This window comes from Anaerostipes sp. 494a (assembly GCF_001940315.1).
Lineage (GTDB): Bacteria > Bacillota > Clostridia > Lachnospirales > Lachnospiraceae > Anaerostipes > Anaerostipes faecalis.
Genome location: NZ_MJIF01000001.1, coordinates 1,381,832 through 1,403,402, shown reverse-complemented (window position 1 = coordinate 1,403,402; position 21,571 = coordinate 1,381,832). Strand labels below are relative to the sequence as shown.

Genomic DNA, 21,571 nt, shown 5'->3' with positions numbered 1-21,571 from the left:
CATGACATTACTTACCTATCAGGTATTTAAGACAATTGCGGAAGTTGGCAGCTTTCATAAAGCAGCAGATTTACTTGGACTTACACCATCAGCTATCAGCCATACCATTTCTTCCATGGAAAGTAAACTTGGCTTTTCCGTTCTCACCAGAAGCAAGGCAGGGGTAACGCTGACAAACTATGGAGAGCAGCTTCTGCCATATGTGAATGCTGTACTAAACAGTGATGAAAGTCTTCAGCAGGTAATTGCAGATTTAAATGGATTAAAGCAGGGAAAAGTAAAAATCGGAGTCTTTTCCAGTGTATGTACCAGCTGGCTGCCAGAGATACTGCATTCTTTTAGAAAAAGATATGCAGAGATTGAGATAGAAGTATTTCAAGGAACCTATGATGATGTGTTTTACTGGATAAAAAAAGGTGTGGTGGACCTGGGATTTTTATCTGTGTCCAGTGCAAAAGATCTGCCAATAGAGCCTTTGTACAGAGATCCTTTATTGTGTGTTCTTCCTAAAGCAGCCAAAAGGACTGGGACAGAAGGATATATGGATATTGAAGAAATGAAAAATTATCAGTTTGTAACTCAGAGAGACAGTACAGATGCAGATATACAGAATTTTCTTAAGGAAAATTCTTTACAGGTTCAATCCAATTATCATGTGGTAGATGATCTTTCTACCATAGCACTGGTGGAAAAAGGTTTTGGAATCTGCTTAATGCCGGAACTGGTAATGCATGATATACCATATGAAGTGGATTGTTATCCGATTAATCCGGAGGCAAGCCGAATCATAGGAATTGCCACTATGAATCCAGACTTTATGGCTCCGGCAGTCCGTATGATGTACAATCATATATTAAAGAAATATCAGGAAAAAGAATTTAAGAAATAAAGCAGATCCTCAGGAAAATTCCTGGGGGTTTTTGCTTTATAAAGGATCGGCATTTAAAATCACCTTGAATTTCCATGCTTCCGGGTATATAATGTCAATGATAAATTAGAAAGGGGAGCTTGCAGAAAGCAGGCTGAGAGTAGACTGTATAGTCTTGACCCGTGACCTGATGTGGATAATGCCAACGTAGGGATATAGCAGGATAAATATTTGCGGATATGCCCATGGCGGCATATCCGTTTCTTTTTGTACATAGGAAATTGAAGCGGACTTGTCCACTCTGTTCTTTTATAGGAAAATGTTTTCTATAAATAGAAAAGCGGCAAACTGGGGGCACCACTTTATGTCGCTGTATAAAATTAATGCAGAAAGGAAGAGAGATTATGAAAACAGCATTAACAATCGCTGGAAGTGATTCCAGTGGAGGCGCCGGCATCCAGGCAGATATGAAAACAATGATTACCAATGGTGTTTATGCCATGAGTGCAATCACTGCTTTAACTGCACAAAATACGACCGGCGTAACAGGAATAATGGAAGTAAGTCCAGAATTTTTAGGACAGCAGATGGATGCAGTATTTGAAGATATTTATCCGGATGCAGTTAAAATCGGAATGGTTTCTTCCAGTCCTTTAATTATTAAAATAGCAGAAAAACTAAAAGCTTATAATGCAAAAAATATTGTTGTGGATCCGGTAATGGTAGCTACCAGCGGTTCCAAGCTGATTAGTGACGATGCAATTGGAACATTAAAAGATGAATTGTTTCCATTGGCATGTATACTGACTCCAAATATTCCGGAAGCAGAAGTATTATCTGATATGAAGATTGCCTCTGAGGAAGATATGATCGAGGCAGCCAAGAAGATTAGTGAAACATATCATTGTGCAGTGCTTTGTAAAGGCGGACATCAGTTAAATGATGCAAATGATCTTCTCTATCGTGATGGAGAATATAAATGGTTCTACGGGAAAAGAATTGATAATTCCAATACCCATGGAACAGGGTGTACGCTATCCAGTGCTATTGCATCAAATCTGGCAAAAGGATTTGATCTGGATACATCTGTAGAACGTGCAAAAGCTTACATTTCTGGAGCATTGGCAGCAATGCTTGATCTTGGAGCAGGAAGTGGTCCTATGGATCATGGATTTGATTTAAAAGGTGAATATACAAAAGAGGCTGGGGAGGAACAAAAATAATGGACACAAAACGAACTTCTTTATTTGACAACGGATTGATCTGGTTTGGTGCAGGAGTTTCCATCGCTGAAATTCTCACAGGGACTTATCTGGCACCTCTTGGATTCTCAAAAGGGTTACAGGCAATTATTATTGGACATATTATAGGATGTCTTATGCTGTTTCTGGCAGGAGTTATTGGTGGAAAAGTCCGCAAAAGTGCCATGGAAACAGTAAAAATGAGCTTTGGACAGAAGGGCAGTCTGCTGTTTGCGTTTTTAAATGTGCTGCAGCTGGTTGGATGGACTGCTATTATGATTTATGATGGAGCATTGGCAGCTAATGGGGCACTGAATATTGGAAGATGGATCTGGTGTCTTGTAATTGGTGCTTTGATTATTCTCTGGATCGTTGTTGGAATTACAAATTTAGGGAAAATCAATACTGTTGCTATGACGGCATTATTTATTCTTACTTTGATTCTCTGTAAAGTTATTTTCTTTGACCAGGGAGTGGTCAAAGCTGCTATGGATGATAGCATGACTTTTGGTGCAGCTGTGGAGCTTTCTGTTGCAATGCCTTTATCATGGCTTCCGTTGATCAGTGATTATACAAGAGAAGCCAAAGAGCCTGTAAAAGCAACAGCAGTCAGTGCAGTTGTTTATGGACTTGTCAGTAGCTGGATGTATGTGATTGGAATGGGTGCAGCTATTTACACAGGAGAGTATGATATTGCGCAAATCATGGTAAAAGCAGGCCTTGGAATCGCAGGATTGCTGATCATCATCTTTTCAACAGTAACAACCACATTCCTTGATGCATACTCTGCAGGTATTTCCAGCGAGACAATTGTATCAGGAATCAATGGAAAAGGGGTTGCAGTTGTTGCTACTGTTATTGGTACAATTGCTGCCATTGTATATCCAATGGACAATATTACAAACTTTTTATATTTGATCGGTTCTGTATTTGCACCAATGATTGCTATTCAGATTGCAAACTTCTTTTTAATGGATCGTGATAATAGCAAAAAAACAGTCAGTGTTCCGGATATGATTGTCTGGGTTATAGGATTTGCTGTGTATCGCTATCTTATGACTGTAGACATCATCGTTGGAAATACTTTACCGGATATGGTAATTACCATTATCTTATGTCTTATTGTAAGTAAGATTTTTGATAGAAAATAATAGATCAGATATTAGAAAACGCTTATCTCTCATGTTTTGAAAGATAAGCGTTTTTATTATTTTTATTCTTTACCGTCCCAGCAATAAGTGCATAACTTGCTTCGATCAAGTCCAACAGATTCAATCATGTCATCCAGACGATGATAGCGAAGGGAAGTGAAATTCAATTGTTTACAGATTTCATTGATCATTGCCTGGTACTCCGGTGTATCAGGGTTTGCATAAGCATCCAGATGAACATTTTTGTAATCTCCGGAAATCTGCTTGATAATTCGGCGAGTAATCAGATCCATTTCAGAAGATGAACGAGAGAAGTTTAAATATTTGCAGCCATACAATAATGGTGGACATGCAGGACGAATATGAACTTCCTTTGCACCGCTCTGATAAAGAAATTCTGTTGTTTCACGAAGCTGAGTTCCTCTTACGATGGAATCATCAATTAATAAGAGACTTTTGTTCTGGATTAAATCATGAACCGGTATCAGTTTCATTTTTGCAATAAGATTTCGCTTGCTCTGGATCGTTGGCATAAAAGAACGAGGCCAGGTTGGAGTATATTTAATAAATGGTCTGGAAAATGGAATACCGGATTCATTTGCATATCCAATGGCATGGGCAATTCCCGAATCGGGAACACCTGCAACGGTATCAGGGGAAGCGTCATCTCGCTGAGCCAGTTTTTTACCACAGTTGTAACGCATTTCCTCAACACTGATTCCTTCATAGGATGAAGAAGGATAGCCATAATACACCCAAAGGAATGTGCAGATTTTCATGTCTTTTCCTGGATGAACCAATGTGCGAACTTCTTCTGGTGTCATAATAACAATTTCTCCAGGACCAAGTTCACGGAAATCTGTATATCCAAGATTCAGGTATGCAAAACTTTCAAAAGAGAGGCAGAAACCATCATCTTTTTTTCCAATGGCAACCGGAGTTCGTCCCATTTTATCTCTTGCAGCATAGATTCCTTTCTGAGTCAGCAGCAGAATAGTCATTGAACCGTCAATAATTTCCTGTGCATATTGGATACCTTCAATCAGGTTGTCTTTCTGATTGATAATTGATGCTACCAATTCTGTTGCATTGATGTCACCGCCGCTCATTTCAAGAAAATGAGTGTGTCCTGAATGAAACATCTGCTGAATGATTTCATCGGTGTTATTAATTTTACCAACAGTTGTAATAGCGTAGGTTCCATGATGAGAGCGAACAATCAATGGCTGCGGTTCATAATCAGAAATGCAGCCGATTCCCATGTATCCATGCATAGTATTTACATCTTTGTCAAACTTTGTACGGAAAGGTGCATTTTCGATATTGTGAATGGCACGGTCAAAGCCATCATCTTTACTATAGACAGCCATACCGGCACGTCTGGTTCCTAAATGAGAATGATAATCTGTTCCGAAATATAAATCGAAAACACAATCCTGTTTTGAAGTTACACCAAAAAATCCGCCCATAATATCCTCCAATTCCTGTTTAAAAATTTATTTGGTAAAAATATTTTTAATATGAGTATAATTCCTTGAGTCTATTTCTATTATAACCAAATCGCAGACCGGTAACAAGGAAATGAGTTGATTTATTAATAGAAAATTATTATAATAAATATAACGACAACGCAATGTTTAAACGTTGGTGAAATGATACATGGTTAAAGGAGAACGAGAACTGAAAGAAACGGTGTACTCGTTTTTCTTTTTTTATATAGGAAATTCCTTTGAATTTTCTATGTAATAAAAAACGCTCCGCGCGGATGTGCACGCAGAACGCAGGAGGTGTATTCGGATGGGGATTATAATTTTCTTGACGATTTTTTAACAGTTTGTTATAATCGCTACATAAAAAAGATTATATTTTACTTGATGCAAAGAGGCTTAGTTTAGATTAGTTCTAGACAGGTCTTTTTTTTGAAAGAGGAGAGAATTATGACAAAAAAATCAGAAGAAATCTGCTATACATCTCCCTATGAATTTGAAGGGAAAATTCCCCTTTCCAATGCGATTGTACTTGGGTTACAGCATGTTATGGCGATGTTTGTCGGGAATCTGACCCCAATTATTATTATTATGGGAGCATGTGGTCTGACTGTGGATGCAGGTTTTGCAGAATTGAGAACTGCGTTACTGCAGAATGCAATGACAATTGCGGGAATCGTAACATTGATTCAGTTGTTTTCCATTGGACCTTGTGGGGGAAAAGTACCAATTATCATGGGAACAAGTTCTGGATTTCTGGGAGTATTCCAAAGTGTTATTGCAACCTTAGGTGGAGGAGTATTAAGTTATGGTGCGATCATGGGAGCTTCCCTGATCGGAGGAGTTTTTGAAGGAATTCTGGGAGCTTTTTTGAAACCTTTGCGTAAATTTTTCCCTCCGGTTGTTACAGGAAGTGTGGTAATGGCAATAGGACTTTCACTGATTGGTGTAGGTATTAATTACCTTTGTGGCGGAAATGGTGTTGCAGATTATGCATCTCCTTATAACTTAGGATTAGGATGTCTGGTTTTAATCGTGATTCTTGTATTAAAACACTTTTTCGATTCCAAGAGCATGATCAGCAGTGCCTCTGTACTGATTGGTATTATAGTAGGATATGTTGCGGCAGCGATTATGACTCTTGTTCTGCCTACAACAGGAGTAAATGCTGAAGGCGTAGAATATACATATTCATGGGTTGTAAACTTTCAGCAGATTAAAGATGCAGCATGGTTTTCTCTGCCGAGTTTTATTGGGTTTGGTAAACTTTCAGAGATAAAATTGATTTTTGACCCTGCAGCAATTCTTCCAATTATAATCATGTTCATTGTAACTGCAGTAGAAACAGTTGGGGATATTTCAGGAGTTATTGAAGGCGGTATGGATCGTGAGCCTACAGATACAGAGCTCTCCGGAGGGGTAATCTGTGATGGATTGGGATCAGCACTGGCAGCTTTATTTGGTGTTCTTCCGAATACATCTTTTAGCCAGAATGTTGGGTTGGTTTCCATGACAAAGGTTGTAAACAGAATGGCTTTGTCTATGGGTGCATTGTTCCTGATTCTCTGTGGATTTTGCCCTAAAATCGCAGCTATTGTATCCATTATGCCACAGTCTGTTCTTGGTGGAGCTGCCGTAATGATGTTTGCGTCTATTGTTGTTTCTGGTATTCAGCTGATTACCAAGAATCCAATGGGAGCCAGAGAGATTACCATTGTTTCTGTAGCATTAGGTTTAGGATATGGAATTGGATCAACAGCAGCAGCAACAAGTACTTTCCCATATTATATACAGTTAATATTTGGAGGATCAGGAATCGTTCCTGCAGCTTTTGTGGCAATTATTCTAAATATTGTGCTGCCGGAAAATCAGTAAAGTTTGTTTTGTATAGGTTGTGAATATATGTACTTTGGATATCAAAAGGATGATATAATGGTATCCAAAGTATTTTTTTTATTACATAGGAAATTCTTTTGAATTTCCTATGTAATAAAAAACGCTTCGCGCAGATGTGCACGATGTGCAAAGGAAAGCAGCTAAAACTGCCACACATCGGCACGCAAAGCGGAGCAAGTCCCTCATAATTGAGGGATACAGGGAGTTGATAGCGGACTTGTCCGCTTTGTTGTTTTAAAAGGAATAGAGAGGAATTGTTGGTTATGACAAAAGAAGAATTAGCATTGGAAGTTATTGATCGTTTGAAAAAAGAATATCCGGATGCCGGATGTACTCTGGATTATGATCAGGCATGGAAGCTTCTGGTCAGTGTAAGGCTGGCAGCTCAATGTACTGATGCCAGAGTTAATGTGGTGGTAGAAGATCTTTATGAAAAATACCCGGATGTGGAAGCTTTGGCTGCAGCGGAACCAGAGGATATTGAAGAGATTGTCAGACCATGTGGTCTAGGTAAAAGTAAAGCAAGAGATATCAGCAAATGTATGAGAATATTACGGGATGAATATGGCGGGAATATACCAACGGATTTTAAATCTCTGCTGAAACTTCCGGGGGTTGGAAGGAAAAGTGCAAATCTGATTATGGGGAATGTATTTGGAGAACCGGCAATCGTTACAGATACTCATTGCATACGTCTTGTGAATCGTATAGGACTAGTAGATGGGATAAAAGAACCTAAAAAGGTTGAAATGGCATTATGGGATATTATTCCTCCAGAAGAAGGCAGTGATTTCTGCCATCGTCTGGTTTATCATGGCAGGGATATCTGTACAGCGCGGACAAAACCACATTGTGATCAGTGCTGTCTTCAGGATATCTGTGAAAAAAACGGAGTAGAGGAATAAAAGGAAATTTATGAACAAAGATTGGGAAGAATTAGAAAAATATCTAGCAGGACTGGAGCCAGATATGTCTCCGGAGTTTTTTAGACTGGCGGAAATTATAAAGTATCAGGTACTGGAATTATGTACCAATAAAAATGATTCTTCTGGTATATATATTCCCTATATGATGAATGATGCGCTGGAATGTTATTTAGTTTTAGAAAACGCAGGAATGTCAGGGGAATTTCTATCGGATTATAAGGAGGAGCTGCAGGCACAGCTGATCAAAGAAAAGGGGAGATATGTACTGATCCTTTATCAGGGAACAGAGAATGTATGTACCATATGGTTTGAAGAAATCCATCAGATTCTGAAATGTTACCAGTACCATGAAATAGGACATTTCTGGGTAAAAGGGCAGGAGCAATGGAGGCAGCTGGTCTATATGGTAGGTACCATATATGAGAAATATGAGTATCTTGGAGATGATGTATGTAATTCGCTGGAAAAGGAACTTATGGGGCTGATAGAATTTGCACCGTTTCGTCACTGGTCACCAATCAGAGAACCTCTGGATGACAGATATCCTGCAACCTATGAAGGTATAACATGTATGGAACGGCTTGCTTTGGAGGCTGGAGACATGGAATTTGTAAAATTACTTAAGGTGTACAGGATGTTTCCTTTTAGGAAGATAGAAAATTTTTTGTCTAAAAAAATGCTTTCACCAAAAAGAGAGCCGCTGTACCATTGCATTTATGAAAAAATCCAGGCAGCATCATCTGCTTATCCTAAACGGGACTATGGAGAAAGAATGAATCAGCAGATTCAAAGTAAACGGGAAAATCTGGATCTGAAGCTGAAGAGAAAGGGTTATAAAGGAGAATATCCATTATATAGAAAAGGAATTACAACGATTCTTGCAACGGAAGAGCATCCTTTTACTATATTAGACTGGGATGATTTTACATTCAGGATACAGCTGATGGTATCTGAATGTAATAGAGGAAATGCAGGATTTAACAGTGGATTTTTCAAAGGACCAGGAAGAAAAGGGTGGATAAAAAATCCAGAAAAAATCTAGTGATTTACTAGGAAAAACGAATAGTTGAGAAGAAAAAACAAAACTGGCACCATTAAATTTATAAAAACTGGATGTTTCAAATATGCCAAACATTTATTACATTAATAAGCACAAAGTCAAAGTGCACTTAAATTAACAAGAAAAATGAAAGAGGGTATAAAAATGAATCAGAAAGAGAAAATCCAGTTTTTAGCAGTTACTGGGATGGCAATAGCGTTAACTTATGTATTTACAGCTTTTGTAAACGTTAGACTGCCTATTGCAGCAAATGGAGGTTTAATCCATCTTGGAAATGTACCATTGTTTTTAATGGCAATGTTATTTGGAAGAAAAACAGGAATGCTGGCCGGAGGAATTGGTATGGGATTGTTTGACCTGTTATCCGGATGGACTGCATGGGCACCGTTTACTTTTGTCATCGTTGGTGTTATGGGATATGTTGTTGGTGCAATCAGCGAAAAGCACAAAGAATATTCTTGGAAAGTTATATCTTTAGTTTTGGCACTGATTATTAAAATTGTCGGATATTATATTGCTGAAATTATCATTTATGGTAACTGGGTAGCTCCTGTAGCATCAATTCCTGGAAACGTTGTTCAGATTGTAGTTGCAGCAGTTGTTGTACTTATTGTTGTTCGTCCTGTAGAGATTGCTGTTAACAGAATGGAGGCAGCACATGTATAAAATCATGACACCTGGTCCGGTACAGGTACCGGAAAATGTTCGCCTGGCAAGAAGCCGTTCTACGACAAATGCTGATCTGGATCCTGTTTTCTTTGATGAATATAAGAAAATATGTGAAATGATCAGTGAACTGCTTCATACTGAAAATGAAACTATCATTTTAAGTGGAGAGGGAATTCTTGGACTTGAGGCGGCATGTGCATCTATGACGGAACCGGGAGATAAAGTTCTGGTTCTTGATAATGGAATTTATGGAAAAGGATTTGCTGATTTTGTATCTATGTATGGCGGAGAACCAACGTTGTATACAACTGATTATTTAAATGAAATTGATGTGGAAAAACTGGAAGAATATTTGAAAGACCATCACGATTTTAAATATGCAACAGTGGTTCATTGTGACACCCCAAGCGGAATGTTAAATGACATACATAAGATTTGTCCATTGCTGAAATCCTATGGAATTATGACAGTTGTAGATTCCGTATCTGGAATGTTTGGAAACAAGGTGAATGTTGATGAAGCTCAAATTGATCTTTTATGTGGAGGATCACAGAAAGCAGTTTCAGCACCTCCGGGTTTGACTTTTGTAACCATAAGTGAGACTGCAAAGAAGGCTATGGAGAACAGAAAAACATCGATTGCATCTTTTTACTGCAATTTGACGATTTTTAAAGATTACTATAAAAATCTCTGGTTTCCATATACCATGCCAATCAGTGACATATATGGTCTTGGCGCGGCTATGGAGAATATTAAAAATGATTCGGACTTATATGACCGTCACCATAAGATTGCCGTGGCATCAAGAGAGGCATTGAAGGAAGCCGGACTTAAACTTCATCTGGAAAGTGGTTACTCTGATACAGTTACTGTGTTTGATGTACCAGATGGAATCAAGGCAGAAGATATTTTGAATCGAATGACTGAGAAGCATGGGATTATGCTTGCTGGTTCTTTTGGGGAGCTGGAAGGAAAAGTTATCCGAATCGGACATATGGGTGCAAGTGCCAATATACCGGATATGATAGCGGTAATGGCAGCACTGGAAGAAACATTAACGGCGCTTGGATTTAAAATGACAGCAGGGCTACTTGAAAAATTTACAGAATATTTATACACAAAATAGGAGATTATAATTATGAAGAATGATAGATTTGAGCTAAATAAAAATCTGGCACAGATGTTAAAGGGTGGAGTAATCATGGATGTTACTACACCGGAACAGGCAAAAATTGCGGAAGAAGCAGGAGCATGTGCAGTTATGGCACTGGAACGTATTCCGGCTGATATCCGTGCCGCAGGTGGAGTATCTCGTATGAGTGATCCAAAGATGATTCAGGGAATTCAGGAAGCAGTTTCTATCCCTGTTATGGCAAAATGCAGAATTGGACATTTTGCAGAAGCTCAGATTCTGCAGGCAATAGAAATTGACTATATTGATGAAAGTGAAGTATTATCACCGGCAGATGATAAATATCATATTGATAAAACTGCATTTGATGTACCTTTTGTGTGTGGAGCGAAAGATCTGGGAGAAGCACTGAGAAGAATTAATGAAGGTGCAGCAATGATTAGAACAAAAGGAGAACCAGGAACTGGAGATGTGGTTCAGGCAGTTCGTCATATGCGTATGATGCAGTCTGAGATTCGAAGAATTGCATCTATGGCAGAAGATGAATTATTTGATGCAGCAAAAGAACTTCAGGTTCCATACGATCTGGTTCAGTATGTTCATGAAAACAAGAAACTTCCGGTTGTAAATTTTGCAGCAGGTGGAGTTGCAACTCCTGCAGATGCAGCGTTGATGATGCAGCTTGGAGCAGAAGGTGTATTTGTTGGTTCTGGAATTTTTAAATCCGGAAATCCTGAAAAACGTGCAGCAGCAATTGTTCAGGCAGTAACAAATTATACAGATGCAAAACTTCTTGCAGAACTGTCTAAAGATCTGGGAGAAGCAATGGTAGGAATCAATGAGCAGGAAATTGAACTTTTAATGGCAGAAAGAGGGAAATAGTCATGCGGATTGGTGTACTGGCATTACAGGGAGCTTTTATTGAACATGAACAGATGGTGGAACAGCTTGGAGCAGAAGCTTTTGAAATTCGCCAGAAGAAAGATCTGGAAACTCCGATGGATGGACTGATTATTCCTGGAGGAGAAAGTACTGTCATTGGAAAGCTGCTTAGAGAACTGGATCTGTATGATCTGATCAAAGAAAAAATCGAAGAAGGGCTTCCTGTATTTGGAACATGTGCAGGGCTGCTGCTTTTGGCAAAAAAGATTGACAATGATAGTCGAATGCATTTGGCAACTATGGATATTCAGGCTGTTCGGAATGCATATGGAAGACAGCTGGGAAGTTTTTATACAGAAGCTTCTTTTGGAGATTCCGGAGAAATTCCTATGACTTTTATCCGGGCACCTTATATAGAAGAAACAGGATCAGATACAAAGGTTCTTGCGGAAGTTGATAGACATATTGTAGCAGCACAGCAGGGAAATCAGCTGGTAACTGCATTTCATCCGGAACTTTCAAAGGATCTGACGGTTCATCGGTATTTTCTGGAAATGGTTGAAAATTCAGTGGTAAATAACATCGCATAAATTGACAATAAATGTGTCATATAGTAAAATTATTTCATAAGAACTGAGAGGGAGAAGTACTTTTTTAAGTACTTCTTTTTTCGGCTATGTGGGAATGAAAGGAAACGGTATGTTAAAAATCAAGGAATATGTTAAGGCACAGAGTCTTGAACAGGCATATGAGCTGAATCAAAAGAAGAGTACCTGTATACTTGGGGGAATGCTTTGGCTTAAGATGAGTAATCGGACGGTACAAAAAGCAGTAGATTTATCAGGACTTGGACTGGATCAGATTGAAGAGACAGAGGATGAATTTTCCATTGGGGCAATGGTTACTCTTCGGCAGATTGAGATTCATCAGGGATTGAACCAGTGGAGCCATGGTGCTGTAAAAGAATGTGTTCGAAGTATTGTGGGAGTGCAGTTTCGTAACCTGGCAACAGTTGGAGGAAGTATTTTTGGAAGATTTGGTTTTTCAGATGTCCTGACATGTTTTCTTGCCTTTGACAGCTATGTGGAATTATATCATGGAGGAATAATATCTTTGCAGGAATTTGCACAACAGAAGTGTAATAATGATATCTTAGTAAGGATCATTGTGAAGAAAAAGCCACTTTCCTGTGTATATCTTTCTTATCGGAATACAAAAACAGATTTTCCTGTACTGACTTGTGCTATATCTATGGAAGAAGAGCAGTGTCATGTTGTATTGGGAGCCAGACCTGGGCGGGCAGTGAAACTTAGTCTCCCGGAAAACTGGAAAGATATCATGGAATGTGATGGATTGGAAAAACTGGCAGGAAAGACAGCAGAGGAGACCGTTTACGGAAGCAATATGCGTGCCGGAGCAGATTATCGAAAGCGTCTGGCAGAGGTTTTGATCAGACGAGGTTTAAAACAACTGCTGGATGAAAGGAGCGGAGAATAGATATGAAGATTTCAGTCATATTAAATGGGAAAAGAACAGAAGCGGAAATTCATCCTGATATGCTGCTCATTGATTTTATAAGAGAGCATGGCTGTTATAGTGTAAAAAGAGGATGTGAAACATCCAATTGTGGACTTTGTACAGTATTTTTAAATGATCAGCCGGTATTGTCATGTTCACTTCTGGCTGCACGGGCAGATGGATGTAAAGTCGACACTTTAGAAGGACTTCAGGAGGAAGCCAGGGAGTTTGGGACATTTATAGCAAATCAGGGTGCAGAACAGTGTGGATTTTGTAATCCTGGTATGATTATGAATGCGATTGCTTTGTTCCGTGAAAATCCAGATCCGTCGGAAGAAGAAATCAAAGAATATCTGGAAGGAAATTTATGCAGATGCTCTGGATATGAAGGTCAGTTAAGAGGAATAATGGACTTTTTAGAATATAAGAAAAAGGGAGGTGCTTTATGAAAACAGTAAATCAGCCGATCATGAAAAAAGACGCCATGGCGCTGGTTACAGGAAAGCCGGTCTTTGTAGATGATAAAGTTCCAAAAGATTGTCTGATTGTAAAAGTATTGCGAAGCCCTCATGCAAATGCAATTGTTCGGAATATCTCAACAGATTTTGCAAAAAAAATTCCTGGAATAGAAGCTGTTTATACATGGGAAGATGTTCCAAAAGAAAGATTCACCATGGCAGGTCAGACTTATCCGGAACCAAGTCCTTATGACAGGCTTATTTTAGATCGTCATGTTCGTTATGTAGGAGATCCTGTGGCTATTGTTGCCGGAAAAGATGAAAGCTGTGTGGATAAGGCATTAAAACTGATTCGTGTAGATTATGAGATCCTTCCAGCTGTATTAGATCTGCATAAGGCGAAAGATCAGGAGCCGCTGGTGCATCCTGAAGATGACTGGAAAGCACTTTGTCCGGTAGGTGCAGATAATAAACGAAATTTGTGTGCCTGTGGAGAGAGTCATGATGGAGATGTTCAGGCGGTGCTGGCTGATTGTGATGTGGTGGTAGAACAGACCTATCATACAAAGGCAAATCAGCAGGCAATGATGGAAACGTTCCGCACATATTGTTATATGGATGAATATGGAAGACTGAATGTATTAAGTTCTACGCAGATTGTATTTCATGCCCGCAGAATATTATCCAATGCTCTTGGAATTCCAAAATCTAAAATTCGTGTATCGAAACCGAGAATCGGAGGAGGATTTGGCGCAAAACAGACCGTTGTAGCAGAAGTATTTCCTGCATTTGTAACATGGAAGACAGGAAAACCATCAAAAATGATCTTTACAAGAGAAGAATCTCAGATTGCATCCAGTCCAAGGCATGAGATGGAAGTAAAAGTAAAGGTTGGTGCAAATAAAGATGGGCATATCAGAGCCATCGATTTATATACATTGTCCAATACGGGAGCTTATGGAGAGCATGGACCAACAACGGTTGGCTTGTCCGGACATAAATCCATTCCTCTGTATGGAAATCTGGAAGCTCACAGATTTTCCTATGATGTGGTTTATACTAATACCATGTCTGCAGGTGCATATCGTGGATATGGGGCTACCCAGGGGATTTTTGCAGTGGAATCTGCCGTCAGTGAACTTGCAGCAAAACTGGGAATGGATCCGGTTCGATTAAGAGAAATGAACATGGTCAGAGAAGGTCAGATTATGCCGGCTTATTATGGAGAAAAAACAAATAGCTGTGCGTTGGATCGCTGTATGGAACGTGCTAAGCAGATGATTGACTGGAATGAAAAATATCCGTCAAAAGATATGGGAAATGATAAAGTTAGAAGTGTAGGTGTTTCCATGGCTATGCAGGGCTCTGGTATATCAGCAGTGGATGTAGGATCTGCAACTATTAAGATAAATGATGATGGTATATATACATTATCAATAGCAGCAGCTGATATGGGGACAGGATGTGATACTACTCTTGCTCAGGTGGCAGCAGAGTGTTTAAACTGTTCTACGGATGATATTATCGTGTGTGGAGCAGATACAGATACGTCTCCATATGATTCTGGATCTTATGCATCCAGTACTATGTATGTTACTGGAAAGGCAGTAGAGATTGCATGTCAGAAACTGGAACAGAAAATTTTGAATCTGGCAGGTGAGAAATTGGAAATTCCTGCAGGACAATTGGAATTTGACGGCAAAAAGGTTTTTCATCCGGAAAGCGGAAAGGAAATATCTCTGGTAGATATTGCAACAGCTTCCATGTGTGGAAATAATGAAGCATTACAGGTAACAGAAAGTCACAGTTCTCCTGTTTCACCGCCGCCTTTTATGGTTGGAATGGTTGAAATTGAGCTGGATAAGGAAACCGGGCACGTTGAAATCCTGGATTATGTAGCTGTGGTAGACTGTGGAACACCGATAAATCCAAATCTTGCAAAAGTCCAGGTGGAAGGCGGTCTTGTACAGGGAATTGGAATGGCTTTGTATGAAGATATCACCTATACAGAAAAAGGTCAGATGAAGAATAACTCTTTCATGCAGTATAAGATTCCTACCAGAATGGATATGGGAAAACTTCGTGTGGAATTTGAAAGCAGTTATGAGGAAACAGGACCGTTTGGTGCAAAATCCATTGGTGAAATTGTTATTAATACTCCGTCGCCAGCACTTGCTCATGCAATATTTAATGCTACAGGAGTATGGTTCCGTGAACTGCCGATTACCAGTGAGAAAATAGCCATGGGTCTTTTGGAAAAGGAATGAAAGTAAGTATTATTTATCTGGCGTCTGGAAACAGCCGAAGATTTGGTTCCAATAAACTGTTATATCCTTTTTTGGGAAAACCAATGTATCAGCATTTGCTGGACAAGCTTGTTCGCATATGCAGCAGACATTCTGACTGGCAGATCATCGTAGTCAGTCAGCATAAAGAAATATTAAGAGAACTGGAGAAATGGCCGTTAAAAACCATATATTGCCCAGATAGTGTAAAAGGAATTTCCTGGACTATAAAGGCGGGAGTTTCTGCGGCAGATTCTTCTGATGCGTGTGCGTTTTATGTAGCCGATCAACCATATTTTACGGAAAAAACAGCAGAAGAATTTCTAAGTTATATGGAACGGAAAGAGAGTAATCTCGGTTGTGTTTCTTTTCAGGAGGATTTAGGAAATCCCGTATGGTTTTCCAGAAAATATTTTAAGGAACTGAAGGAATTAAAGGGAGATCAGGGCGGAAAGAAAATTCTTATGAAATATAAACATAAGGTGGAAACATATCCTGTTTTAAATGCCCTGGAATTAAAAGATTTTGATTATCTGGAAGAAGTGCATGGAACACTTGAAATCATTGATGAAAATAGGTAAAATAAAAACAATTATAAACAAAAAAATATAAAATTATGAGAGAGCATGGAGGCTGTGGGATGCAGTTATTAAAAGACAGAATCCGCAAGGATGGTAAGGTGAAAGAAGGAAATGTCCTGAAAGTAGATAGTTTCCTGAATCATCAGATGGATGTAAAGTTATTTCGAGAGATAGGCAAGGAATTCAAGCGTCGTTTTGAAAGTGAAGAGATTACAAAGATTCTCACAATTGAAGCTTCAGGGATAGGTATTGCCTGTGTTGTTGCAGAAGTATTTGATGTACCGGTTGTATTTGCAAAGAAAACTCAGACAAAGAATATTGCCGGAGACGTTTATACAACCAAGGTAGAATCTTTTACTCATGGAAGAGTATATGATATTATTGTTGCCAAAGAATTTCTGGGGAAAGGGGACAAAGTCCTTTTGATCGATGATTTTATGGCAAATGGAAAAGCTCTGGAAGGGCTGGCACAGCTGGTAGAGGATTCAGGAGCAGAATTAGTAGGAGCCGGAATTGTTATTGAAAAAGGTTTCCAGCCAGGAGGAGATTTACTGCGTCAGAGAACACATCTGGAATCTTTGGCAATTGTGGAAAGTATGGATGAAAAGACCGGAGAAATTATATTCCGCGGAGATGAATAGGGATAAGAGCGATTTTAAACATTCATAGTGAAAAATAATCAGGATAAAATTAAAACAGGAAACTGGAATTTTGTGATGTTTCACAGAGTTCCGGTTTCTTTTTTTATTACACAGAAAAATTAATGTATAAAATCTTGAAATCAAAAATAAAAATCTTTAAAATCAAAAAGTTTATAGTAAATATGCACAAAAATAAAAAGTGTTTATCTCCAAAATGCGAGAAAACAAAACAATAAATCTGTGAAAAATTAATGAATATCTGTAAAACAGACATAAAATGTTTGACTCACAGAAAAAGTGGGTTTATAATAAAGACATCAAATAAAGAAAGCGCTTTCGAATAAAGATGTTGGAGAAACGAAAAGGTATTTTAAACAATTATATTGGAGGTAAAATATGAAGGCAATTGTAAGATATGGTAAGGAATTTGGTGGTTACACAATGGCAGATGTTCCAGAACCAACTTGTGGGCCAGAAGATATTATCATTAAAATTAAAGCAGCTGCCATTTGTGGTGCAGATATGAAACACTGGAGAGTTGATAATGGTTCTGATGAATTTAATTCTATCCGTGGACATGAATTTGCAGGTGAAATTGTTGAAGTCGGTGAAAAGGTAACAGACTGGAAAGTTGGACAGAGAGTTGTTTCTGATAATAGCGCACATGTATGTGGTGTTTGCCCGGCTTGTGAAATGGGAGATTTCCTTTGCTGTGAAGAAAAAGTAAATCTCGGATTAGATAACAATACATGGGGCGGTGGATTTTCTAAATACTGTAAAGTCCCAGGTGAAATTTTAAGAATTCATAAACATGCAATCTGGGAAATTCCAGAAGGTGTGGAATATGAAGAAGCAGCAGTTTTAGATCCTATTTGTAATGCTTATAAAGCAGTTGCACAGCAGGCTCATTTATTACCAGGACAGGATGTTGTTGTATTTGGTACAGGTCCTCTTGGATTATTCTCAGTACAGATTGCAAAAATCATGGGAGCAGTAAACATTGTTATGGTTGGTCTTGATGAAGACGTAGAAACACGTTTCCCTGTTGCTTTAGAAGTAGGTGCAACTCATGTTGTCAATGGTTCTAAAGAAGATGTTGTAAAACGATGCACAGAAATCTGTGGAAGAGATAACTTAGGATTAGTTATTGAATGTTCTGGTGCTAATATCGCTTTAAAACAGGCGATTGAAATGACCAGACCAAATGCAGAAATCGTTCGCGTAGGTATGGGATTCAAACCATTAGAATTCTCTATCAACGATATCACATCATGGAACAAGAGCCTCATTGGACATATGGCTTATGATTCTACATCATGGAGAAATGCAATTCGCCTGTTAGAATCCGGACAGATCAAAGTTAAACCATTAATCACACATAGATTAGGCCTTTCTGAATATGAAAAAGGTTTTGATGCCATGGCAGCAAAAGAAGCAATTAAAGTTATCTTCCATTATGATTTTGAAGACTAGGTTTTGTAAGGAGACATTATGGAAAGAAAATTAATGATTGCCCCATCAGTCGGGTGCTGTGATATGTTCGATATGGAAAGACAGATTAAAATTATTGATGAAAAATCTGATTTCCTTCATATGGATATTAAAGATGGTGTTTATGTACCAAGTTTTGGAATTGGACCAGATTTTCTGGCAGCTCTGAAAGACAGAGTAAAAACACCGATGGATGCTCACTTAATGATTGAGCATCCCCAGGATTATCTGGAAGTATTTGCAGAAGCAGGAGCGGCATATATAACTCCACATACAGATTGTATCGAAGGAGATGCCTTTGTAACAATAAATAAAATTAAAGCATTGGGATGTAAAGCTGGAATCGCCCTCAATCCGTCTGTCCCATTGCAGACAATCGAGTATTATTTGCCGCTCCTTGATAAAGTAACGATCATGATCGTTGATGCAGGTATTTCAGGACAGAAAGTAATTACTCAGACATATGACAAGATTCGTGAACTTGTAAGAATACGTGAAGAAAAGGGACTTGATTTTCTGATTGAAGCAGATGGCTCTATGAATAAAGATGTTTATCGTCCGTTATATGAAGCAGGTGCAGATATGGTAGTTTTAGGACCGCCGGCACTGTGGAATAAATCTGATGATTTCGAAGAAGCATGGGACATCATGGAAAAAGAGCTTTCTGAAGCTTTGAAATAAGAAAAAACTATTTTTAATGAGAGAAGAAAACCTATTTTAATGAAAAAAATATTTTAAGAAAAGAGGAAAAATTATGACATCTACAACAACAAAAGGTGCCAATATCGGAGCAAGACTGGATCGTCTGCCAAATTCCGGATGGCATATAAAAATGTGGCTGGTTTCAGCATTTGCACTTTTAGTTTGCTGGTCCAATGGTATTGGTGGAGCAGTACAGAATATATTATTAAATGAGTTACACTGGTTAGAACCAGGTTCTAAACTTCTGGCTATGTGGGGAACTACATATACAGCTGGTCAGCTGTTCGGAGCATTGGTTGGTGGACCAATCGGAGATAAGATCGGTCGTAAAAAATCTATTTTATTATATGAAGTAATTCATATCATTGCTATGATCGGTGGAGCAGCAGCTCCAAATGTTACTGTTCTGTATGTGTTCAGATTAATCCAGGGATTTGGATTAGGAGCATTATTAGTAGTATTATTTGCAGCATTTACAGAATATGTACCAGGAAAGAACCGTGGTGTATGGTCTTCAAGAAACTCATTTATCGGAAACTTTGCACATCCAATTTGTAATGGTATTGCATTACTGATTGTTTCTACAGGAGTCAGCATGAATATGAACTGGAGAATTCAGTATATCATTCCTTCTGTATTATCTATTATTGCAAGTATCATTATTTACAACAAATACCCAGAGTCTCCACGTTGGTTAGAAGCTCAGGGTAGAGTAGATGAAGCAGATGCTATTATGACAGAGATTGAAAAGGAAATCGAAGCATCTACAGGAAAACCATTACCTCCAATTGAAGAAACAGAACCTGCAGCAGTTAAAAATTTACCATACTCAGCATTATTCAAGGGTAAATTGTTAAAGAGAACAATTTGTGGATCCTTAGTATTAATCGGTATGAATACAATTCAGTATACTTTAATGAACTGGATGCCTTCATTATTAAGTTCTTTAGGATATGATACATCACAGTCTCAGTTTATGACAATGTTCGGATTGTTTGGTGCTCCATTTGGAATCTTCCTTGCATCCCTGTATATGGATAAAGTACCTAGACGAATCACAGGTGTAGCTTTGTTAGTAGCTATGGCTGTTATGGGAATTATTACATCTAAACAGACAACAATGACAGCACTGATTGTTTCAACATTCGTATTAAATACATTCATTTATATGTATGTATGCTACGCATCAGCAGTATATGTACCAGAAATGTGGCCAACTTCAGCCAAGTTATCCGGTTCAGGATTCTGTAATGCTATGGGACGTGTAAGTAACATCTTCTTCCCATTCTTAGTTACATATGTGGCAGCCAGCTCAATGGGATCCAATGGTGTATTCGTTTTAATCTCAATCGTAGCAGCAATTATCGCAGTATCCATTATCGTATTTGGTGTAGAAACAAGAGGAGAATCTGTCGAAAATATCGGTAATGTAGAATAACAAATGCTTCTCCGGGAATTTCCCGGAGAAGAATCTATAGATAGTAGAAAGGAAGTATAAGATCATGAAAAATTCGGAAGCAATTTTAGTAACTCCGAAACAATTTGAAATTCAGGAGTGTCCGGTTCCAGAACCAAAAGATAATGAGATTCTTATGAAAGTTGAATATGTTGGAATGTGTGGATCTGATATTCATGGATTTGAATTTGGTCCATTTATCCCTCCAAAAGATCCAAATCAGAAAATCGGACTTGGTCATGAAGTTTCCGGTGAAGTTGTAAAAGTCGGTGCAAAAGTTACAAAATTCAAACCGGGAGATAAGGTTTTAATTGAACCAGGTGTTCCAGATAATACATGTGACTACTGCCGTACTGGACGCTACAACATTTGTCCGGGAGTTGACTTTATGGCAACACAGCCAAATTATAAAGGTGCTTTAACACAGTATATGACACATCCGGAAGAATGGACTTATCATGTTCCAGAAGGTATGTCTACCATGGAAGCTGCTTTGGTAGAACCTGCAGCTGTTGGTATGCATGCAGCAATACTTAGTGAAGCAAGATTAGGCAAGAGTATAGTGATTCTTGGTGCAGGTACTATTGGTCTTATGGTACTTCAGGCTTGTAAGAGTCTTGGAGCTACAGATATTACTGTTGTAGACGTTATGGACAAACGTCTGGATCTGGCAAGAGAACTTGGAGCATCAAGAACTATCAATGGTGCAAAAGAAGATACTGTTGCAGTATTACGTTCAGAAGAGTTATTCGGAGATCACGGTGTTGAGCTGGTGTTTGAATGTGCTGGTTCTACATTTACTGCAAATCAGGCAGTACAGATCGTAGCTCGTGGTGGAAAAATCATGATGGTTGGAACACAGTCTAAACCGGTACCAATTGATTTCCTGAAGATTAATAGAGAAGTTACAATTCAGACTTCTTTCCGTTACTGCAATAACTTCCCTCAGACAATTGAGGCAATTGCAAGTGGTAAATTTAACGTAAAAGATATGGTAACACATGTGTATGATTATAAAGATGTTCAACAGGCATTTATGGATGCAATCGATCCGGAAAAGAAAGTTGACATGGTAAAAGGTGTTGTAAAAGTTGCTGAATAATCAGTTTTAATAAGAAAAGGAGAAA

Annotated in this window: 20 protein-coding genes and 1 riboswitch; of the genes, 19 read left to right on the top strand and 1 reads right to left on the bottom strand. The window is 38.6% G+C overall.

Annotation, left to right across the window (positions count from 1 at the left end; translation table 11 throughout):
* The first annotated feature begins 1 nt into the window (after position 1).
* The 3 genes from BHF70_RS07025 to cytX all read left to right on the top strand — a co-directional run bounded on the left by BHF70_RS07025 (position 2) and on the right by cytX (position 3,260).
* On the top strand, positions 2-889 hold the full coding sequence (locus BHF70_RS07025; RefSeq protein ID WP_075759577.1) for a LysR family transcriptional regulator: 888 nt from the start codon (positions 2-4) through the stop codon (positions 887-889).
* A 101-nt stretch (positions 890-990) separates the two neighbouring features.
* Positions 991-1,099: riboswitch (TPP riboswitch) on the top strand.
* A gap of 173 nt (positions 1,100-1,272) precedes the next feature.
* On the top strand, positions 1,273-2,091 hold the full coding sequence (gene thiD / locus BHF70_RS07020) for a bifunctional hydroxymethylpyrimidine kinase/phosphomethylpyrimidine kinase (protein WP_075759576.1): 819 nt from the start codon (positions 1,273-1,275) through the stop codon (positions 2,089-2,091).
* Complete coding sequence (cytX, locus tag BHF70_RS07015) at positions 2,091-3,260, top strand: putative hydroxymethylpyrimidine transporter CytX (protein WP_075759575.1); 1,170 nt, start codon at positions 2,091-2,093, stop codon at positions 3,258-3,260. Before thiD ends, cytX begins: the two co-directional genes overlap by 1 nt.
* A gap of 62 nt (positions 3,261-3,322) precedes the next feature.
* Here the strand turns inward: cytX and BHF70_RS07010 are convergent, their stop codons facing one another.
* A complete protein-coding gene (locus BHF70_RS07010; RefSeq protein WP_075759574.1) occupies positions 3,323-4,729 on the bottom strand; it encodes an amidophosphoribosyltransferase in 1,407 nt (468 codons plus the stop codon).
* A 468-nt stretch (positions 4,730-5,197) separates the two neighbouring features.
* Between BHF70_RS07010 and BHF70_RS07005 the strand changes: the two genes are divergently transcribed.
* From BHF70_RS07005 to BHF70_RS06930, 16 genes are all read left to right on the top strand, one after another.
* A complete protein-coding gene (locus tag BHF70_RS07005; RefSeq protein ID WP_075759573.1) occupies positions 5,198-6,622 on the top strand; it encodes a uracil-xanthine permease family protein in 1,425 nt (474 codons plus the stop codon).
* A gap of 284 nt (positions 6,623-6,906) precedes the next feature.
* Complete coding sequence (locus BHF70_RS07000; protein WP_075759572.1) at positions 6,907-7,548, top strand: endonuclease III domain-containing protein; 642 nt, start codon at positions 6,907-6,909, stop codon at positions 7,546-7,548.
* Positions 7,549-7,558: 10 nt separating this feature from the next.
* A complete protein-coding gene (locus tag BHF70_RS06995) occupies positions 7,559-8,611 on the top strand; it encodes a DUF3878 family protein (RefSeq protein WP_075759571.1) in 1,053 nt (350 codons plus the stop codon).
* 162 nt (positions 8,612-8,773) lie between these two features.
* Positions 8,774-9,295 (top strand): ECF transporter S component, encoded by a 522-nt coding sequence (locus BHF70_RS06990; protein WP_230973616.1) that lies wholly within the window; start codon positions 8,774-8,776, stop codon positions 9,293-9,295.
* Complete coding sequence (locus BHF70_RS06985; protein WP_075759569.1) at positions 9,288-10,424, top strand: pyridoxal-phosphate-dependent aminotransferase family protein; 1,137 nt, start codon at positions 9,288-9,290, stop codon at positions 10,422-10,424. Before BHF70_RS06990 ends, BHF70_RS06985 begins: the two co-directional genes overlap by 8 nt.
* Positions 10,425-10,436: 12 nt before the next feature.
* Positions 10,437-11,312 (top strand): pyridoxal 5'-phosphate synthase lyase subunit PdxS, encoded by an 876-nt coding sequence (pdxS, locus tag BHF70_RS06980; protein WP_075759568.1) that lies wholly within the window; start codon positions 10,437-10,439, stop codon positions 11,310-11,312.
* A 2-nt stretch (positions 11,313-11,314) separates the two neighbouring features.
* Positions 11,315-11,902 (top strand): pyridoxal 5'-phosphate synthase glutaminase subunit PdxT, encoded by a 588-nt coding sequence (gene pdxT / locus BHF70_RS06975; protein WP_075759567.1) that lies wholly within the window; start codon positions 11,315-11,317, stop codon positions 11,900-11,902.
* A 109-nt stretch (positions 11,903-12,011) separates the two neighbouring features.
* Positions 12,012-12,809, top strand: a complete 798-nt coding sequence (locus BHF70_RS06970) for an FAD binding domain-containing protein (RefSeq protein ID WP_075760549.1) — start codon at positions 12,012-12,014, stop codon at positions 12,807-12,809.
* Positions 12,810-12,811: 2 nt separating this feature from the next.
* Entirely contained in the window at positions 12,812-13,279 is a 468-nt protein-coding gene (locus BHF70_RS06965; protein WP_075759566.1) for a (2Fe-2S)-binding protein, read from the top strand.
* Positions 13,276-15,555 (top strand): xanthine dehydrogenase family protein molybdopterin-binding subunit, encoded by a 2,280-nt coding sequence (locus tag BHF70_RS06960; RefSeq protein WP_075759565.1) that lies wholly within the window; start codon positions 13,276-13,278, stop codon positions 15,553-15,555. The genes BHF70_RS06965 and BHF70_RS06960 overlap by 4 nt, the downstream gene beginning before the upstream one ends.
* The gene (locus tag BHF70_RS06955; RefSeq protein ID WP_075759564.1) at positions 15,552-16,154 is read left to right on the top strand and encodes a nucleotidyltransferase family protein; all 603 of its coding nucleotides are present in this window, start codon (positions 15,552-15,554) and stop codon (positions 16,152-16,154) included. Before BHF70_RS06960 ends, BHF70_RS06955 begins: the two co-directional genes overlap by 4 nt.
* Positions 16,155-16,213: 59 nt before the next feature.
* Complete coding sequence (locus BHF70_RS06950) at positions 16,214-16,795, top strand: xanthine phosphoribosyltransferase (protein WP_075759563.1); 582 nt, start codon at positions 16,214-16,216, stop codon at positions 16,793-16,795.
* 396 nt (positions 16,796-17,191) lie between these two features.
* Positions 17,192-18,268 carry a zinc-binding dehydrogenase gene (locus BHF70_RS06945; RefSeq protein ID WP_075759562.1) on the top strand — a complete coding sequence of 359 codons (1,077 nt, stop codon included), beginning with the start codon at positions 17,192-17,194 and terminating at the stop codon, positions 18,266-18,268.
* Positions 18,269-18,286: 18 nt separating this feature from the next.
* On the top strand, positions 18,287-18,967 hold the full coding sequence (locus tag BHF70_RS06940) for a ribulose phosphate epimerase (protein ID WP_075759561.1): 681 nt from the start codon (positions 18,287-18,289) through the stop codon (positions 18,965-18,967).
* 73 nt (positions 18,968-19,040) lie between these two features.
* Entirely contained in the window at positions 19,041-20,426 is a 1,386-nt protein-coding gene (locus BHF70_RS06935) for an MFS transporter (protein WP_075759560.1), read from the top strand.
* 64 nt (positions 20,427-20,490) lie between these two features.
* Positions 20,491-21,546 carry an NAD(P)-dependent alcohol dehydrogenase gene (locus BHF70_RS06930; protein WP_075759559.1) on the top strand — a complete coding sequence of 352 codons (1,056 nt, stop codon included), beginning with the start codon at positions 20,491-20,493 and terminating at the stop codon, positions 21,544-21,546.
* Positions 21,547-21,571: the final 25 nt, after the last annotated feature.

Excerpts from the sequence above, each read along its gene's own strand:
- BHF70_RS06930 (WP_075759559.1), top strand. The coding sequence starts at position 20,491 with ATGAAAAATTCGGAAGCAATTTTAGTAACTCCGAAACAATTTGAAATT.
- BHF70_RS06940 (WP_075759561.1), top strand. The coding sequence starts at position 18,287 with ATGGAAAGAAAATTAATGATTGCCCCATCAGTCGGGTGCTGTGATATG.
- pdxT (WP_075759567.1), top strand. The coding sequence starts at position 11,315 with ATGCGGATTGGTGTACTGGCATTACAGGGAGCTTTTATTGAACATGAA.
- BHF70_RS06985 (WP_075759569.1), top strand. The coding sequence starts at position 9,288 with ATGTATAAAATCATGACACCTGGTCCGGTACAGGTACCGGAAAATGTT.
- BHF70_RS06945 (WP_075759562.1), top strand. The coding sequence starts at position 17,192 with ATGAAGGCAATTGTAAGATATGGTAAGGAATTTGGTGGTTACACAATG.
- pdxS (WP_075759568.1), top strand. The coding sequence starts at position 10,437 with ATGAAGAATGATAGATTTGAGCTAAATAAAAATCTGGCACAGATGTTA.
- BHF70_RS07005 (WP_075759573.1), top strand. The coding sequence starts at position 5,198 with ATGACAAAAAAATCAGAAGAAATCTGCTATACATCTCCCTATGAATTT.
- cytX (WP_075759575.1), top strand. The coding sequence starts at position 2,091 with ATGGACACAAAACGAACTTCTTTATTTGACAACGGATTGATCTGGTTT.
- BHF70_RS06935 (WP_075759560.1), top strand. The coding sequence starts at position 19,041 with ATGACATCTACAACAACAAAAGGTGCCAATATCGGAGCAAGACTGGAT.
- BHF70_RS06950 (WP_075759563.1), top strand. The coding sequence starts at position 16,214 with ATGCAGTTATTAAAAGACAGAATCCGCAAGGATGGTAAGGTGAAAGAA.
- BHF70_RS06965 (WP_075759566.1), top strand. The coding sequence starts at position 12,812 with ATGAAGATTTCAGTCATATTAAATGGGAAAAGAACAGAAGCGGAAATT.
- BHF70_RS07010 (WP_075759574.1), bottom strand. The coding sequence starts at position 4,729 with ATGGGCGGATTTTTTGGTGTAACTTCAAAACAGGATTGTGTTTTCGAT.
- BHF70_RS06990 (WP_230973616.1), top strand. The coding sequence starts at position 8,774 with ATGAATCAGAAAGAGAAAATCCAGTTTTTAGCAGTTACTGGGATGGCA.
- BHF70_RS07025 (WP_075759577.1), top strand. The coding sequence starts at position 2 with ATGACATTACTTACCTATCAGGTATTTAAGACAATTGCGGAAGTTGGC.
- thiD (WP_075759576.1), top strand. The coding sequence starts at position 1,273 with ATGAAAACAGCATTAACAATCGCTGGAAGTGATTCCAGTGGAGGCGCC.
- BHF70_RS06995 (WP_075759571.1), top strand. The coding sequence starts at position 7,559 with ATGAACAAAGATTGGGAAGAATTAGAAAAATATCTAGCAGGACTGGAG.
- BHF70_RS06970 (WP_075760549.1), top strand. The coding sequence starts at position 12,012 with ATGTTAAAAATCAAGGAATATGTTAAGGCACAGAGTCTTGAACAGGCA.
- BHF70_RS07000 (WP_075759572.1), top strand. The coding sequence starts at position 6,907 with ATGACAAAAGAAGAATTAGCATTGGAAGTTATTGATCGTTTGAAAAAA.
- BHF70_RS06960 (WP_075759565.1), top strand. The coding sequence starts at position 13,276 with ATGAAAACAGTAAATCAGCCGATCATGAAAAAAGACGCCATGGCGCTG.
- BHF70_RS06955 (WP_075759564.1), top strand. The coding sequence starts at position 15,552 with ATGAAAGTAAGTATTATTTATCTGGCGTCTGGAAACAGCCGAAGATTT.